This is a genomic window from Brenneria sp. L4-2C (assembly GCF_040240335.1).
Taxonomy (GTDB): domain Bacteria; phylum Pseudomonadota; class Gammaproteobacteria; order Enterobacterales; family Enterobacteriaceae; genus Brenneria.
On the sequence record NZ_JBEIAC010000001.1, the window covers coordinates 293,106 to 308,534 of the forward strand.

13 protein-coding genes are annotated in these 15,429 nt (G+C 51.4%); 8 read left to right on the forward strand and 5 right to left on the reverse strand.

From position 1 onward, the window contains the following. Nucleotides 1-210 precede the first annotated feature (210 nt). The 6 genes from ABRZ26_RS01345 (at nt 211) to ABRZ26_RS01370 (ending at nt 6,373) form a co-directional block, all read left to right on the forward strand. Nucleotides 211-1,983, forward strand: coding sequence for an EAL domain-containing protein (locus tag ABRZ26_RS01345; RefSeq protein WP_319602459.1), 1,773 nt, complete (start codon nt 211-213; stop codon nt 1,981-1,983). 246 nt (nt 1,984-2,229) lie between these two features. Continuing rightward, nucleotides 2,230-3,042: a mannosyl-3-phosphoglycerate phosphatase-related protein gene (locus tag ABRZ26_RS01350; RefSeq protein WP_319602460.1), complete on the forward strand. Its 813-nt coding sequence runs from the start codon at nt 2,230-2,232 to the stop codon at nt 3,040-3,042. Between the two features lie 87 nt (nt 3,043-3,129). After that, the gene (locus ABRZ26_RS01355) at nt 3,130-4,347 is read left to right on the forward strand and encodes a glycosyltransferase family protein (protein ID WP_319602461.1); all 1,218 of its coding nucleotides are present in this window, start codon (nt 3,130-3,132) and stop codon (nt 4,345-4,347) included. 260 nt (nt 4,348-4,607) lie between these two features. Then, nucleotides 4,608-5,357 (forward strand): bifunctional NADP-dependent 3-hydroxy acid dehydrogenase/3-hydroxypropionate dehydrogenase YdfG, encoded by a 750-nt coding sequence (gene ydfG / locus ABRZ26_RS01360; RefSeq protein WP_319602462.1) that lies wholly within the window; start codon nt 4,608-4,610, stop codon nt 5,355-5,357. 284 nt (nt 5,358-5,641) lie between these two features. Further along, a complete protein-coding gene (locus ABRZ26_RS01365) occupies nt 5,642-5,986 on the forward strand; it encodes a DUF1283 family protein (RefSeq protein ID WP_319602463.1) in 345 nt (114 codons plus the stop codon). 87 nt (nt 5,987-6,073) lie between these two features. Further along, nucleotides 6,074-6,373 (forward strand): DUF1161 domain-containing protein, encoded by a 300-nt coding sequence (locus tag ABRZ26_RS01370; protein WP_319602464.1) that lies wholly within the window; start codon nt 6,074-6,076, stop codon nt 6,371-6,373. 90 nt (nt 6,374-6,463) lie between these two features. Here the strand turns inward: ABRZ26_RS01370 and ABRZ26_RS01375 are convergent, their stop codons facing one another. The 4 genes from ABRZ26_RS01375 to ABRZ26_RS01390 form a co-directional block, all read right to left on the reverse strand. Then, nucleotides 6,464-7,927: an MDR family MFS transporter gene (locus ABRZ26_RS01375; protein WP_319602465.1), complete on the reverse strand. Its 1,464-nt coding sequence runs from the start codon at nt 7,925-7,927 to the stop codon at nt 6,464-6,466. Nucleotides 7,928-8,120: 193 nt separating this feature from the next. Then, complete coding sequence (gene bioD, locus ABRZ26_RS01380) at nt 8,121-8,786, reverse strand: dethiobiotin synthase (RefSeq protein ID WP_319602466.1); 666 nt, start codon at nt 8,784-8,786, stop codon at nt 8,121-8,123. A gap of 165 nt (nt 8,787-8,951) precedes the next feature. After that, nucleotides 8,952-10,169 carry a sugar metabolism global transcriptional regulator Mlc gene (gene mlc / locus ABRZ26_RS01385; protein ID WP_319602467.1) on the reverse strand — a complete coding sequence of 406 codons (1,218 nt, stop codon included), beginning with the start codon at nt 10,167-10,169 and terminating at the stop codon, nt 8,952-8,954. A 220-nt stretch (nt 10,170-10,389) separates the two neighbouring features. Further along, entirely contained in the window at nt 10,390-11,283 is an 894-nt protein-coding gene (locus tag ABRZ26_RS01390; protein ID WP_319602468.1) for a LysR family transcriptional regulator, read from the reverse strand. 131 nt (nt 11,284-11,414) lie between these two features. On the opposite strand from ABRZ26_RS01390, the gene ABRZ26_RS01395 reads away from it, so the two are divergent. Both ABRZ26_RS01395 and tus read left to right on the forward strand, forming a co-directional pair. Next, complete coding sequence (locus ABRZ26_RS01395) at nt 11,415-12,656, forward strand: MFS transporter (protein ID WP_319602469.1); 1,242 nt, start codon at nt 11,415-11,417, stop codon at nt 12,654-12,656. Between the two features lie 123 nt (nt 12,657-12,779). Then, nucleotides 12,780-13,712, forward strand: coding sequence for a DNA replication terminus site-binding protein (gene tus, locus ABRZ26_RS01400; RefSeq protein ID WP_319602919.1), 933 nt, complete (start codon nt 12,780-12,782; stop codon nt 13,710-13,712). Nucleotides 13,713-13,771: 59 nt separating this feature from the next. On the opposite strand, the gene fumC is transcribed toward tus, so the two are convergent. After that, nucleotides 13,772-15,169, reverse strand: coding sequence for a class II fumarate hydratase (gene fumC / locus ABRZ26_RS01405; RefSeq protein ID WP_319602470.1), 1,398 nt, complete (start codon nt 15,167-15,169; stop codon nt 13,772-13,774). Nucleotides 15,170-15,429: the final 260 nt, after the last annotated feature.

A 15,429-nucleotide genomic window follows, 5' to 3' on the forward strand; every position in this document is an offset into this window, starting at 1 on the left:
GGAATATACAGGCTGCATAGCATCGGTTCATAAAATGTTTGCAGAGCCGACGAAAACAAAATCTTTACATTTCCGCCTGCCCGGTCATTTTCACCCTCCATTCAAGCCATCGCCATGATGCTATAATGCTATAATGCATAGAATCGTATAGCGGACTCATCCTCTTTGCCGGGCAATTTGGGAAAGATATCTACGCGGGTAAAAACCAATATGTTCACTGGTCTTAACAAAAACGAAGAAAAAAAACTGGCTACTCTTGAGCAGCTTAGAATAGAAGACAAAACAAAAGATCAGGCATTGGGTGATTTCGCAGAGCTGGCCCGCAAAGTCATGAGCGTATCAGGCGCTTTCGTCACCGTTTTTGACGGTCAGTATCAACACGTAAAATTCGCGATTAATGCGCCCTTCCCGCTTGAAAGCATGCCGATAACCGAAACGATGTATCAACATGCCGTCGATACCGATAGCCCGGTGATATGTCCAGACACGCGCGCTGATACGCAGTTTAGCAATCACCGGCTGGTTAAAGAAGGCGCCATCGGATTTTATGCCGCGGCGCCATTGAAGACTCGGGATGGATTTGTGCTTGGTTCGCTCTGCGTTATCGATAAACATCCCTTTATGCCCTCTCAAGACCGCATTGACAACTTTCTGCACATCGCCAACCTGGCCGGTGTTTACCTTGAGGCCAGAAACTCTATTGGGTTTATTGACGCCTTGACCAATTTGCCCAATAGACGCCAACTCCTGCGCGATATTGAAAAACTAGCGGAAAAAAACGTCAATGACTCTTATAGCCTGATAATTTTCGACTGCATCGACATGCCTCAAGCCTATGAACTTTCTAGATATTTAGGGCTTTTCGCCGTTGAGAAAATGCTCAAGGACTTCAGTTCATTATTACGCCTTCGACTTAACCTGAAAAAAGAAACGGTGTTATATACCTTTGCGCCGGGTCGGTATGCGGTGCTGTTAAAATCGCGTAATGCGGAAAATCTCATCCAAAAAGCGGGCGCGTTGCCGCCAACGCAGAGCAAAATCACCACCGATATCGACATTACGCTTAATACGCATGCCGGCTATGTGTCGTTTAAACCTACCGCCGCCTCACCCGCGGAGATTTTTCGTCAGGCGATCAGCGCACTGCATGAAGCGATAAAACGGGACATTCCTGTACAAAAATTTGATATAGAGTTAGATAAAAGAAGAAATGATGAATTCAGGCTTTTGTACGACCTGAGCGAAGCAATAAAAACTGAAGGTCAGCTTTATCTGGTTTACCAGCCTAAAGTGTCGCTGTCAGACGGTCATATCGAAGGCGTGGAGGCATTGTTACGTTGGCAACATCCGTCCAAAGGCAATATTCCGCCCACAACGGTCGTCGCCCTGGCGGAAAAAACCAGTCTGATATCTGCGATTACCCATTGGGTGATTACCACCGCGCTTTCGCAACTCAAAGAATGGAGAAAAGCCGGCATCGGTATTCCCATTTCAGTTAATGTGACCGTTCGCGATTTATCCAAAGCCGGCTTTGCCGACCGACTGGAGGAACAAATCCTCGCATCCGGCCTTACCACAGCGGATTTGCGTATCGAATGTCTGGAAACCGAAAAAGTACTGGAAAGCGATATCGCGCTGAATGAACTCGACGTTCTCAAACTGAGAGGCTTTAAGATATTGTTGGACGATTTCGGCGCCGGATATAGCAACATCAATTACCTTCGCCGTATCCCCCTTGATATCGTTAAACTCGACCGTTCCCTTATCAGCCTTATCACGACAGATACCGGTAGCCGAATTATCGTACGTAATATCATCGTGATGCTTAAGGAGTTGGATTACCTGGTTCTTGCCGAAGGGGTTGAAGATGAGGAAACGGCGTTGATGCTCAAAACGTTTGGCTGTGACGAAGCGCAGGGTTACTTTTTCTCAAAACCCGTTTCAGCCAAACAGATTGCGGCCATGTTTTCAGTTCATGAGTAGCCATTCTCACAAAACTACAAGGCCATCTTTTTGCTGGTCGCGCTTCAGTATTCAAGGCGCCCTGCCGTTACGTTTCTCATAAATTTGCCTAAAAGATAATTTATGCATACAGTTAAAGGTAAGGGTTAAGCCAATTTTCATCTTATTATCAGACTGATAGCGAGAACCAGTCTGAGATAACGACTCAACGCAGCGCGGTACACTCATCGTTATTATCTGTTTACCCCAATAACTTATGGAGCGCGAATGTCAGAATTGAGTTCCAATCTGATGATTTTCAGCGACCTCGACGGTTCGCTGCTGGATCACGATACCTACAGTTGGGAACCTGCGCGTCCGTGGCTGGAACGATTGGCGCAGCACAAGATCCCCGTCATCATCACCACCAGTAAAACAACGGCGGAGGTCGAACAATTACAATGCGATCTTGGACTCAGCCATCTACCTTACATTGCTGAAAATGGCGCGCTGATTGCACTACCGCCAGACTGGCATTGGCATCCGAATTATCCACGCAAGATTTTTGGCGCCGACTACGCTTTCATTTGCGCCCGGCTCAATCAATTACGCGACGAGTACGATTTCAGCTTCAGAGGCTTTGCCGATATGAATGCCGCAGAGGTCGCCAGGTTGACGGGCTTATCGGTGCAGGATGCCGAACTGGCCCGCCGACGTGAAGCCTCTGAGCCCATTCAATGGCTGGGCGATACCGATTCTCTGGCCCATTTTCGCCGGATATTGGCGCAGACAGGGTTATCCCTGACCCAGGGCGGACGCTTTTATCATGTCATGGGCGAAAAGGTCGGTAAGGGAAATGCCGTTAACTGGATAAAAAAACAGTACACGGATAAAAATGATAATCCCGTGCTGACGATGGGTCTGGGCGACGGGCCGAATGATGTTTCCTTGTTATGTGCAGTAGATAATGCAGTAATCATTAAAGGTAAAGTAAATCAAATTGTTACCTTGCCAGAAAACTTTACAGGCCGGTTATATCGCACGCGGGCCACCGGGCCGACAGGCTGGAGTGAAGGTCTTGCATACTTTATTGGTGATTAATTTCATCGACGATATGAGGCACATATAGCCTAAATTCAAGTCGCGGGAAGGCGGCGGAGACAGGCATACATTGTATGGGAGAGCATCATGAGTGAGTTTTATCAGGATGGAATAATTACCAACTTTCACAATCTGACCCAACGCAGCGTGGAAGAACTTGAATACGAGCTACAGGTCTTTTCCGGACAAAACAGCATGGGACTTATCCTTCCGTCCCTTTTTTCCGAGCTGGAAGGACCGGCGCTGGATAATATTATCGACCTGTTGTCCAAAGTGTCTTATCTCGGCGAGATCGTCATCGGTTTGGATCGCGCCGATAAAGAACAGTTTCAATTTGCGCGCCAGTTTTTCTCGCGCCTGCCGCAGCGTCACCGCATCCTATGGAATGACGGCCCCCGCCTGAAAGCATTAAGCGATGAACTGGCGGATAAATCGCTGGCGCCGACGGAGCCAGGCAAAGGCCGCAACGTATGGTTTTGCGTCGGTTATACGCTGGCGTCGCGTCGTACCACCTGCGTTGCGCTGCATGATTGTGACATTGTCACTTACAATCGCGGCATGCTGGCCCGCCTGCTCTACCCGGTGGCGAATCCGCATTTCCATTATGACTTCTGCAAAGGCTATTACGCGCGCGTCGCCGACGGCAAACTCAACGGACGCGTCGGTCGCCTGCTGGTCTTCCCATTGCTGAAATCTTTGCAAAAGGTTTACGGCAACTCAGACTATCTGGAGTACATGCGCAGTTATCGTTACCCGTTGTCCGGCGAGTTCGCCATGCGGACCCATATTTTGAACAATCTGCGTATTCCCAGCGACTGGGGCCTGGAAATCGGCGTTCTGTCGGAAATTCACCGGGGTACGGCAACCAGCCGTATCTGTCAGGTGGATATTGCCGACAACTATGACCATAAGCATCAGCCGATGTCGGAAAATGATCCCAGCGCGGGGCTGCAACGTATGGCGAGCGATATCACCAAAGCGCTGTACCGCAAGCTGGCGATTTTAGGCGTCAATATTACGACGGATTCATTCCGCGTCCTGCGGGCGACCTACTACCGAACCGCGCTGGATATGATTGATGCTTTCGAACACGACGCCCGGATGAATGGGCTGCATTTTGATCGGCATACGGAAGAATCCGCCGTCGAATTATTCTCTGATGTGATTACGCTTTCTGGTCAGGTTTATACCGAGAGCCCTGGGGATAAACCCTTTGTTCCAAGCTGGAACCGTGTCCAGTCCGCTTTCCCTGACATCCTTGAGCGGCTTTACGATGCCGTGGAAGCAGATAATAAAGATGCGTAAACGTCCTCGTCTCTATCTCTCATAATGAAAGAACAGCCGCTTCGCGGCGGCGGTTCATCGAAGGTCAATGAATATGCGGTTAGCATTCAAGCAGGATTGCTATCCTTCTTCTTTGCCTTCCATAGGGGTCGTGACTTTAACTATACTGGCTTTATCTATACTCACATTAAGCACAAGCAGCCGCCTTCCATTTGGCAACGCTGATTTGTCGCCTCACTCACTTAGTTGACGATTGAAACGCACGCAAAGGAAACTACAGCATGATTATTTTTGTTACCGGGGCAACGGCTGGATTTGGTGAAGCCATCACGCGCAGATTCATCAAAGAGGGCCATAAAGTTATCGCAACCGGCCGTCGTCAGGAACGTCTGGACGCGCTGAAAGAAGAATTGGGCGAATCGCTGCATACCTTACGACTGGACGTGCGCGAACAGAAGTCTATCGATCAGGCCCTCACCTCGCTTCCCGCCGAATGGCGTGATATCGATGTTCTGGTGAATAATGCCGGTTTGGCCTTAGGGCTGGAATCAGCGGACAAAGCCAATGTGAACGACTGGGATGTGATGATCGACACCAATAACAAAGGGCTGGTTTTTACGACCCGCGCGCTGTTGCCGGAGATGGTCAAACGTAATACCGGACATATCATCAACATCGGCTCCACCGCCGGAAACTGGCCTTACGCCGGCGGCAATGTCTATGGCGCGACGAAAGCGTTTGTCCGGCAATTCAGTCTTGGTCTGCGGGCCGATTTGTTCGGCACTCAGGTTCGGGTCACCAATATCGAACCGGGTCTGGTCGGCGGAACGGAATTTTCCGCCATACGCTTTAAAGGCAACGAAGACAAGGTGAATAAGACCTACGACAATACCCATCCGCTTACGGCTGAGGATGTCGCCGAATCCGTATTCTGGGTAGCGACGTTGCCAGGTCACGTCAACATCAACTCGTTGGAAATGATGCCGGTCAGCCAGTCTTTTGCCGGGCTGAATGTTTATCGCGAAAATTGAAACCGGTATGGCGCGAGGCCGTTTTTCGCGCCGCCCCTTCCTTCTCACCGCTTGCATCAGCGGTTATAGAGCCGTTGATGAGAAGAGTGATACACTCCATCGCACAGGCTGTTCTTCCCGAACCTTTCTCATGCGGCCATGGGATTGCCGCGAAGGGTTCCTTTTGTCTTTACCGGCAGAATTTGCCATAGTAATAAGGTTTTTGCACTGATACCCAATGGCTCTCCAGGTGCGCATCCGTAACCAGAATGATGTCGGGTATATCCTATTTTTCAAGGTGAAACATGAACCCATATTCCTTTACCGCTTTGATTCGGGCCTTGATCCCACTATCCCTGATAATGGTTTCCGCCGCCTGGCAACCCGCTCAAGCCGATACCCGTCATATCGTTATTGAGTCAGATAATACCTTATCCAAGGAAGCCGCTCGGCAGAGCAGCGAACAGTGGAATTCAACCCGTACCTTGCGCAATAAAGTCAACTCACGCGTCGAGAAAGAGTTCGATAAGGCTGAAAAGTCGATAGATGGTGAAGAGAAGTGTAACGCCAGCTATAACGTCAATGCCTATTGGGAAGCCAATACCTCACGTTGTCTTGATCGTCGGACAGGTCGCCCGGTTACGCCCTGATTTTTAGTCTACGCTTTTAATGTAACTTTCATCTGCCCGCACGGTATAACAATGGGCAGAAATTTATACAGCTAAAAGGGTGATAAAATGAAAAAAGCAATGGTATTTGGCGCGGCGATGTTGGTCATTGCGCCGCTGGCCGCGCAAGCGTCTTGCGAGAGCGTAAAAGCGGATATCGCACAGAAAATCATCAACAACGGCGTGCCTGAATCGGGTTTTACGCTTGATATCGTGCCTAACGATCAGGTCAATCAGGCTGGCGGTCAGGTGGTGGGTCATTGTGAAAACGACTCGCAAAAAATCATTTATATCCGCCACGCTGATGGCGAAACAAGTGCAGACAGCGCCACTTCCCCGGATGAGAGTCAGCCGGCGACCACCGAATAACCCCTTCGTGTTTTTTCTGTTTTCGTTTCAGAGCGCGTTTTTCTTCTCTCTGAAACGAAAATCCGTTCCCGTCTCAAGCACGCACGCTGATTAAACGCGGTGATTGGCGGGGATCATCCAGGCGGCAAACAGCGTCACGACCGCGATCAGCGCGGAAACAATAAAAACCCAATGTATTGAGAATGAAACCTGCCAGGCGATAGATTCCAACTGCGTCGCGCTCATCATGCCGCGGCTATGGACATCCATCAGCGTTTGCAGTGGATCGGCCATCTCCGGCAAACGAAAATGCAGGTTGATATTCAGCGTCGCCCCGAGAATGGCCGTTCCCAGCGCCGAACCCAGCATGCGGGTAAACATGGTTGACGCGGTTGCGATGCCGCGGATGGAATAGTCCACCGCGTTTTGTATCGAGACCAAAAAGGTGGTGTTGCTCAGCCCCATACCGGCGCCGATAGTAAATGCGGCGACGCGAGCCCAGTTCAGCGATTTATCCGGCGCGAGCGTTAACAGCATCAGACTGCCGGCTATCAGCAGCAATCCCCCGCAGACGGCGGTAAACCGATAGGATGTCCAGAGCATTAATCTGCCACCCAGCGTACTGGCCAAAGGCCAGCCAATCGACATCAGCGCCAGAATACTCCCCGCCTCCAGCGGCGAACGGCCCATCACGCTTTGAATAAAGGTCGGCAGAAAAGCGCTGACGCCCATCATGGTTGCGCCAATCAACAGCCCGCCCAGATTTCCGGCGACAATCACCCGGTTACGCCACAAGGCCAACGGGAAAAGCGGTTCCGGCGTTCTGGTTTCCTGTCTGAATAATAAAATGCCGCCGACCGCGGCAACCGCCAGTAACGGGATGACCCATACTCCCAGGATTTCAGCCTGCAATAACGCCATCAACAGGCTGGCGACGGTAATGGCAAGGTAGAATGCGCCAATCCAGTCCAACTGATGCTGCCGTACCTGGCTAATCGTCGGCAAGTAACGGGCTAATAAAAACATCGACAAAAATCCAATCGGCACGTTAACCCAAAACACCAGGGCCCAGGTGAAATGCTCAACGATAAATGCCCCCATCAGCGGGCCGACGATCGCCGAGATCCCCCATACGCTGGATAGATACCCTTGAATTTTAGGGCGCTCCCTCTTGCTATACACATCGGCGACGATGGTAAAGGCGATGGGCGTGATGGCGCCGGCGCCCAAGCCCTGTATGGTGCGAAACAGAATTAACCATCCCATATGGTTGGAAAAGCCGCACAGCACCGAGCCCAGCAGAAAAATAACCATGCCGATAAAGAAAATGCGCTTGCGGCCGAATAAGTCGGCCAGCCGACCATAAATAGGAATACTGATGGCCTGCGTCAGCAAATAACCGGCAAAAACCCATCCCAGGAGTGAGAAACCGCCTAAATCCGCGATAATCGTCGGTAGCGCGGTGGCGACAATGGTAACTTCAATTGCCGCCGTAAACATGGCCAACATACAGGCGATTAAAACCCAGTGGCGATGCTTTACAGGAGAGTGATCAGAATTATCGACTGTTTTCATTAAACTTTTTTGCCTGGCGGATAAACTCTGTTGTTGAGTATACCAGTTGTTGCCCGTCGGCGACCCTCTGCTTAAGGTCAGAAAAAATAGGACAGGGAAATTTAAAAAGGAGAGCGATGGGCGCAATATCGGAAATATAAGGTGCAGCGATGCTGACTACACCTTGAAATCATTCGGCGGACAGTGTGCGGAACTAATAAGTTAATCCTGAAAGATCGATATAAGAAGATAAGTCACGCTGTTCGGCACGCGGTAAATAAGGCAATTCCCCTAATTGTGGCGCGGGAATTTTTTTACGCAATACGGTAATGATATCCGCGTAATTCGCTAACCCTGGATTAATTCTATTCGCCACCCAGCCGGCCAGCGGCAAACCATCATTAATAATGGCTTGCGCCGTTAATAACGCATGACTGATGCAACCCAATTTAATCCCCACCACTAAAACGACCGGCAGTTGTTCCTGAACCACCCATTCAGAATAAGGGCGCAGATCGTTGAGCAGCGTGCGCCAACCGCCGCTGCCTTCCACGACCACGACGTCGGCAAGCTCGCTTAAATGCTGCAATCCCTGAGTCATGGCGCTGTAATTAATCGCCTGTTCGCTGGCGCTGATTTCGACCTCGCGCAATGCGATGGGATTGATCATCTCGTAAGGAAGTTCGATAGACGACGCCGCCTGTAAAAGCTGCGCATCTTTATGATGTAATCCCTCTTCCGTTTCCACACACCCTTTTGCTATTGGTTTATAGCCCGCCACTGATTTTCCCGTCATTGCCAACTTTTGCAATAACGCTTTGGATACCACAGTTTTACCAACCGCCGTATCAGTTCCTGTGACAAAAACGCGTTTCAACATGAGAAAACTCCGGAGGGAACCTGAAAAATAACAAGCACTACAAAAAATGCTATCCAATAGCGAAAGTCTAGGCGATACGCCCTTCAGGCAGCTTGCGTTAGCTCAATGTTTTGTTGCTCTGCGCCGGCGGACGGGAAAATGCCAATATCAAAAGAGATTGAAAAATTAACCCTGCAACAATTTCACCAGTAGCGAGCCGTTATACAAGGCGTCTTTAACCAGCGCCGCGCCGGGCATGGTGCCTTGATTATAAAACTGCGTCGCTTCTACCTTAATGTTGTGGCTGTATGGCGGGAAAGATTGCTGATGAATGCATCCCATAATAGCCGGATATAAAATATCCGCGGCTTTATTTAGCGGCGAACCGACCAGAATTTTATCGGGATTAAATAAATTAACCATAATGGCGACAATTCGGCCGACGTTATTACCCACATCATTAATAATATCTTTAGCCAACTGATCGCCTTTCAATGCCGCTTCGCAAAGGCTGTCGACCGTCAATGGCGTCCCATGCAGCGCCGAACTCATCGACACGCTCAGCCGCTGCTGCGCCAGATCTAACATGCTTTCCGTACTGGCGACCGTTTCAAGGCAACCATGATTACCGCAATAACAGCGCTTGCCATAAGGGTCGACCTGCGTATGCCCTATTTCGACCAGGTTACGGCTGCCCGCATGCAAAATCCGTCCGCCGGTAATGACGCCCGCGCCGACATTATGGTCAATCACAATCTGAATGACATTCTGGCAACCGCGAGAAGCGCCATAGAGCGCCTCCGCCATCGTCCAGGCGCAGATATCATGTTGGACGAAAACGGGTAAACCGGTGCGCTGTTCCAGCGCCGGCCCGATCGCCATCTCCTCGACGTCATAAAACGGCATGCGATGAATAATGCCGGTGGCGGCGTCGATCATGCCGGGCGCGGTAATCGCAATGGCGGTAAGGCGTTCCAGACGATTTTGGTAGCGAATAAAAAACCGATCGATCTCCTGCAAAATACGTTGCAACAGCGGCTGCGGATGTTCTGCGGGAAGCGGCAGGCTGTCCTCGACAACCAGCTGACTGCTCAGATCGCGCAGCGCCAGCGTAATCGTATTGTGACTGATGCGCGCGGAAAGGTAATGCCAAGCCTGAGTATCCAGAACCAGCCCGATGGCCGGACGTCCCCGACTGCCGATATCCTGGAATTCCGTTTCCTGCACCAGATGCGCCTCCAGCAGTTCGCGCACTATTTTGGTGATGCTGGCTGGCGCCAACTGGGCGCGTTTAGACAGTTCAATACGTGATATCGGGCCATAATTATCGATCAGTCTGTACACCGCACCGGCATTCGTTTGTTTAATCTGATCGATATGTCCTGGCTGACCGTCGGCAATCACAAAACTGGCTCCTACTTTTCATCGCTGACACTGCTGATGGGGACCGGTTATACCCGCTATCCTTCAAGTTACAGCCTGGAGCGACAACTCGAAATCTATCAGGTATGTATAATCTATTTTTCACGCTGCAAAATAAAAAAACTGCGGTTATGTTGGGGCTTTTCGCCAAAGCCGTCAAATATTTGATTCGTTATGTGATTTAACGCACATATTGAAAATATTATCGATTAAGCATCAGCGAGATCAGCGTCTCCGCCGCCGTTTTTAACGCCCGGTGTTTTGCCGTAACCAGCCAGACTTCCGTAATCGCATCGCTTTCCGCTAATTGTAAATATTTCACGCCATCGACTTTGATGCGCATAAACGAAGCGGGAAGAATGGATACGCCCAGCCCGGATGACACCAGACCGACTATCGTCATCGCCTCGCCGACTTCCTGAGTAATGTAGGGCGTGATGCCGTATTTTTTCAGCAACGTCAGGGTTTCATCATACAAAGCCGTACCGACCTCGCGCGAGAAAAACACAAAAGGTTCATTCTCCAACTGACGGATGCTGATCGGCCCTTTGGCCTGCCTGGCCAGCGGGTGCTCCTCATGCACCACCGCAACCAGCGCTTCGTGCAGCAAGAGCTGATGGTCAAGCGCATCCGGCAACGGATTATTGCGCATCACCCCAATATCGAGTTTACCGTTCAGCAATGGCTCGATTTGCTGTTTGGTATTCAGCTCAATCATCTGGATATGCACTTGCGGAAAAGACTGGCGAAAACGAAGTAAACTGCGAGAAACCTTTTTAATAAAAGGCGCGGATGAAGTAAAACCGATGGTCAGTTCGCCGATTTCCCCGCGCTGAATGCGCGCGGCCCGCTCCGCCGCCTGATTAACCTGCGCAATGATTGACCAGGCTTCTTTTAAAAACATTTCGCCCGCCGGCGTCAGGCGGACATTCCGGTTATTGCGCTCCAATAACTTTGCGCCGACCTGCTCCTCCAAAATTTGTATTTGTTGGCTGAGAGGCGGTTGAGAAATAAGCAGTTTTTCCGCCGCGCGGCCAAAATGCAGCTCTTCGGCGACGGCAATAAAATAGCGAAGATGACGTAATTCAATATTCATATTTTATAAGTATTAATTATGATGATTAATATATTATACAAAAGAATATTGCTCTTCTATGATCGCGCCATCTTTTCCCTTCTTAACCTGGAATTATTTTGAGTACCCCCTCGACAACAGCATCAGGCAATATGTCTGTCTCGATCCTTGATGATGTAGAACCCCAGTCGCCAAAACCTACCGCTAACGGAAAAACACCTTATATCAAACGCGGCACGCCGCAGTTTATGCGCGTCACCCTGGCCCTGTTTTCGGCCGGATTGGCCACCTTTGCTTTGCTTTACTGCGTGCAGCCGCTGCTGCCGGTGCTTTCTGACGCGTTTTCCATTTCTCCGGCCGCCAGCAGCCTGTCGCTTTCGGTGGCGACGGCGACCATGGCCTTCGGCCTGCTGTTTACCGGCCCGCTGTCCGATACCGTCGGACGAAAAAACGTGATGGTCGTGTCGCTGCTGCTGGCATCCATTTGTACGTTAATTTGCGCCTTTATGACCAGTTGGCACGGCGTGCTGATCATGCGCGCCATGATTGGTCTATCGCTCAGCGGCGTGGCGGCCGTCGCCATGAGTTACTTGAGCGAAGAGATCCACCCTAGCGTGCTGGCCTTTTCCATGGGGCTGTATATCAGCGGCAACTCGATTGGCGGCATGAGCGGGCGACTGGTCAGCGGCGTATTGAGCGACTATTTTCCCTGGCGGGTCTCCGTCGGCGCCATCGGCGTTCTGGCGTTAATTTCGGCGCTGGTCTTCTGGAAGATTCTGCCGGAATCGCGCCATTTCCGGGCCGGTTCTTTGCGCCCCAAGGCGTTATTGCTGAATGCGAAACTGCACTGGCACGATGCCGGACTGCCGCTGTTGTTTTTAGAAGGCTTTTTGCTGATGGGGTCGTTCGTCACCCTCTTCAACTACATCGGTTACCGGTTATTGGCTTCACCCTATCTGCTCAATCAGGCGATCGTCGGCCTGCTGTCAGTGGTTTATCTGACCGGCAGCTATAGCTCGCCGAAAGCAGGCGCATTAACCGCTCGCTATGGACGCGGTCCGGTATTGATGATCTCCATCAGTATCATGCTGCTGGGTCTTCTTATTACCGCACTAAGTCCCATGCTGTGCGTTTTACTGGGCATGATGTTGTTTGCCGCGGGCTTCTTCGCCTCGCACGCGGTCGCCAGCGGTTGGATTGGACAGCGCGCTCGTCGGGCTAAAGGCCAGGCGTCCTCCATGTATCTCTTTTCCTACTATTTTGGCTCCAGTCTGGCCGGCACGGTCGGCGGCATGTTCTGGTACTCGTATGGCTGGGCGGGCATCACCCTATTTTTGGCCGCCTTACTGATCATCGCGCTACTGGTCAGCTTCCGTCTGAAACAACTGCCCTAACCTCGCCGATTCGCCATAAATCCCTGCTCAGCGACCAAAACACGGTTGCTGATGCCGGGGATTAGTTATATAACCATTAGTATGTTGTAACTAAAGGCATCGACAATGGGGAACGGTAAAACTATGGATCGCTACTCGCTGATTGACCGCATGAACCGCTGCTTCGCTTCGCTGGAGGAAAAATTGGCGCAGATGCCGCCTTTGTTTTCCTCCTTTCGCTTACTGGCCGGGCGCGTTTTTTCATTACCTGATATTGAAAAAGGCGCCGAGCACGACGCGATAGAACACATCATGGTTCAGCAGCATGTCGGCCAGGCGGCCTGCGAATCAGGGTTGGCGCATTTCCAGCGGCTGTTTATCCACCACTATCCGGAAACCATTAGCAGCAAAGCCGCCATTCGGCTCCCCGGCGCCCTGTGCTTTTCCGTCGACCTGCATCAGTATCAGCAGGCGCAACGGCTTATCGCCGAAATCAATGCGCTGAAAAAAGAACTGGAGCACATTATCACCGTTGAATCCGGCCTTGCCCCCGAACAGCGCTTTGAATTTGTTCACAATCACCTGCCGGGGCTGATCACGCTCAGCGCCTACCGCTCGATAATGCTGGTCGTCAACCCGGCGTCCGTACGTTTCGGCTGGGCCAATAAACACATCATCAAGAATATGACCCGCGCCGAACTGCTGAATAAACTGGAGAAAAGCCGGAAAGCCGGCAAGAGCGCGGCGCCGTACAGCAAGCAACAGTGGGCGGAATTCGTTGAACAGGAGATAGAGCAAGTATTGCGATTGCCCGAACAGGCGGTATTGAAGATAAAACGACCGGTGAAAGTCCAGCCGATCGCCAGAGTATGGTATCCGGAACAACAAAAGCAGGTGCAACATCCCTGTCCTTCCCCACTGCTGGTCTTGTGCCGACAAGAATCCGCAGGCGCCGTTCCGGTTATCGGCGAATTGAATAACTACGATGCCGGCAACATAAAACATAAGCATAAACCGCAGGCGACACCGCTGAGATTGCTGATCCCCCGGCTGCATCTGTATACCGACGCCGTGTAAACGACCGCCGGGATCGTCACTGAGACCGCCTATCGCCAGCCGGCGATAGGCGGGATTAATCAGTTTTTCAGACTGCCGACCATATCCTGCGGTCGTACCCACTCATCAAACTGCGCATCGGTAAGATACCCGAGCTTCAGCGCCGATGCTTTTAAGGTCAGTCCTTCTTTATGCGCCTTTTTCGCGATTTCGGCGGCTTTATCGTAACCGATGTGGGGATTAAGCGCCGTCACCAGCATCAGTGATTCATTTAACAGCTGATCGATACGCTCGCGGTTCGGTTCAATGCCAACCGCGCAATGTTCATTAAAGCTTTTCATGCCGTCGGCCAGCAGACGCACCGATTGCAGGAAATTATGGATCACCATCGGGCGATAAACATTCAGTTCAAAGTTCCCCGATGCCCCGCCTATATTCACCGCGACATCATTCCCCAGCACCTGACAACACAGCATCGTCAGGGCTTCGCACTGCGTCGGATTCACTTTGCCGGGCATAATCGAACTGCCGGGTTCATTTTCAGGAATACTCAGTTCGCCGATGCCGCAGCGCGGCCCGGAAGCCAGCCAACGCACGTCATTGGCGATCTTCATCAATGAGGCCGCCAGCCCTTTCAACGCGCCGTGTCCATGCACCAGCGCATCGCAGGTGCCTAATGATTCAAACTTGTTCGGCGCGGTGACAAACGGCTGCCCGGTCAGCTTCGCCAGTTCGGCGGCGACCCGGACGGCATATTCAGGGTGCGTATTTAATCCGGTGCCGACCGCCGTACCGCCCAGCGCCAGTTCGCACAAATGCGGTACGCTGTTTTCAATGTGCGTCAGGTTGTGTTGCAACATGGCCGCCCAGCCGGAAATTTCCTGACCCAGCGTTAACGGCGTCGCGTCCTGCAAATGGGTGCGCCCGATTTTTACGATATCTTTGAACTGTTCGGCCTTCGCCGCCAGCGTGCGCTGCAATACGGTCAACTCGGGAATAAGGTGCTCGTTAAGCGCCAGTACGGCCGCCACATGCATCGCCGTGGGGAAAACATCGTTCGAGCTTTGGCTTTTATTCACGTCGTCGTTGGGATGAACCAGGCGGTCGCTGCCCCGTTCTCCGCCCAATAACTCGCTGGCGCGGTTCGCCAGCACCTCATTCATATTCATGTTGCTTTGGGTGCCGGATCCGGTTTGCCAGATGGCCAGCGGGAACTCACCCGCATGCTTGCCCGCCAGCACCTCGTCGGCCGCCTGGACAATGGCGTTTCCGCGCTCGTCGGGCAGCAATTTCAAATCCATATTGACGCTGGCCGCCGCACGCTTTGTCTGCGCCAGCGCAAAGATCAGCGCGCGCGGCATTTTCTCTTCGGAAATACGGAAATGCTCCAGTGAACGCTGTGTCTGCGCGCCCCATAAATGTTCGGCAGGAACTTCAATCGGCCCCATTGAGTCTTTTTCAATACGCGTGGTTGTCATAACCATTTCTCCTTAGCATGACAGAATAATGAAGAGATCGGCATCGCCATTCAAATGAAAATAAAAAGAATAATGGCAATGCGAATCATTACGGCATGAGCTGACACAAACGCTGATTTAATGGTCAATTCTGCCGAAATCGTCCCGGAAAAGTGTTCCTTAAACGTCTGGGATAAGAGATTACCCCTACCGGCCCCGTCTGGAATAGTGGCACATAAAACATTAACATGATGTGAGCGAAAACCATTTATTTACCTGTT

Coding starts and splice junctions, on each gene's coding strand:
- ABRZ26_RS01350 (WP_319602460.1), top strand. CDS start 2,230: ATGTCAGAATTGAGTTCCAATCTGATGATTTTCAGCGACCTCGACGGT.
- ABRZ26_RS01375 (WP_319602465.1), bottom strand. CDS start 7,927: ATGAAAACAGTCGATAATTCTGATCACTCTCCTGTAAAGCATCGCCAC.
- tus (WP_319602919.1), top strand. CDS start 12,780: ATGGATCGCTACTCGCTGATTGACCGCATGAACCGCTGCTTCGCTTCG.
- ABRZ26_RS01345 (WP_319602459.1), top strand. CDS start 211: ATGTTCACTGGTCTTAACAAAAACGAAGAAAAAAAACTGGCTACTCTT.
- ABRZ26_RS01365 (WP_319602463.1), top strand. CDS start 5,642: ATGAACCCATATTCCTTTACCGCTTTGATTCGGGCCTTGATCCCACTA.
- ABRZ26_RS01355 (WP_319602461.1), top strand. CDS start 3,130: ATGAGTGAGTTTTATCAGGATGGAATAATTACCAACTTTCACAATCTG.
- ABRZ26_RS01390 (WP_319602468.1), bottom strand. CDS start 11,283: ATGAATATTGAATTACGTCATCTTCGCTATTTTATTGCCGTCGCCGAA.
- bioD (WP_319602466.1), bottom strand. CDS start 8,786: ATGTTGAAACGCGTTTTTGTCACAGGAACTGATACGGCGGTTGGTAAA.
- ydfG (WP_319602462.1), top strand. CDS start 4,608: ATGATTATTTTTGTTACCGGGGCAACGGCTGGATTTGGTGAAGCCATC.
- ABRZ26_RS01370 (WP_319602464.1), top strand. CDS start 6,074: ATGAAAAAAGCAATGGTATTTGGCGCGGCGATGTTGGTCATTGCGCCG.
- fumC (WP_319602470.1), bottom strand. CDS start 15,169: ATGACAACCACGCGTATTGAAAAAGACTCAATGGGGCCGATTGAAGTT.
- ABRZ26_RS01395 (WP_319602469.1), top strand. CDS start 11,415: ATGTCTGTCTCGATCCTTGATGATGTAGAACCCCAGTCGCCAAAACCT.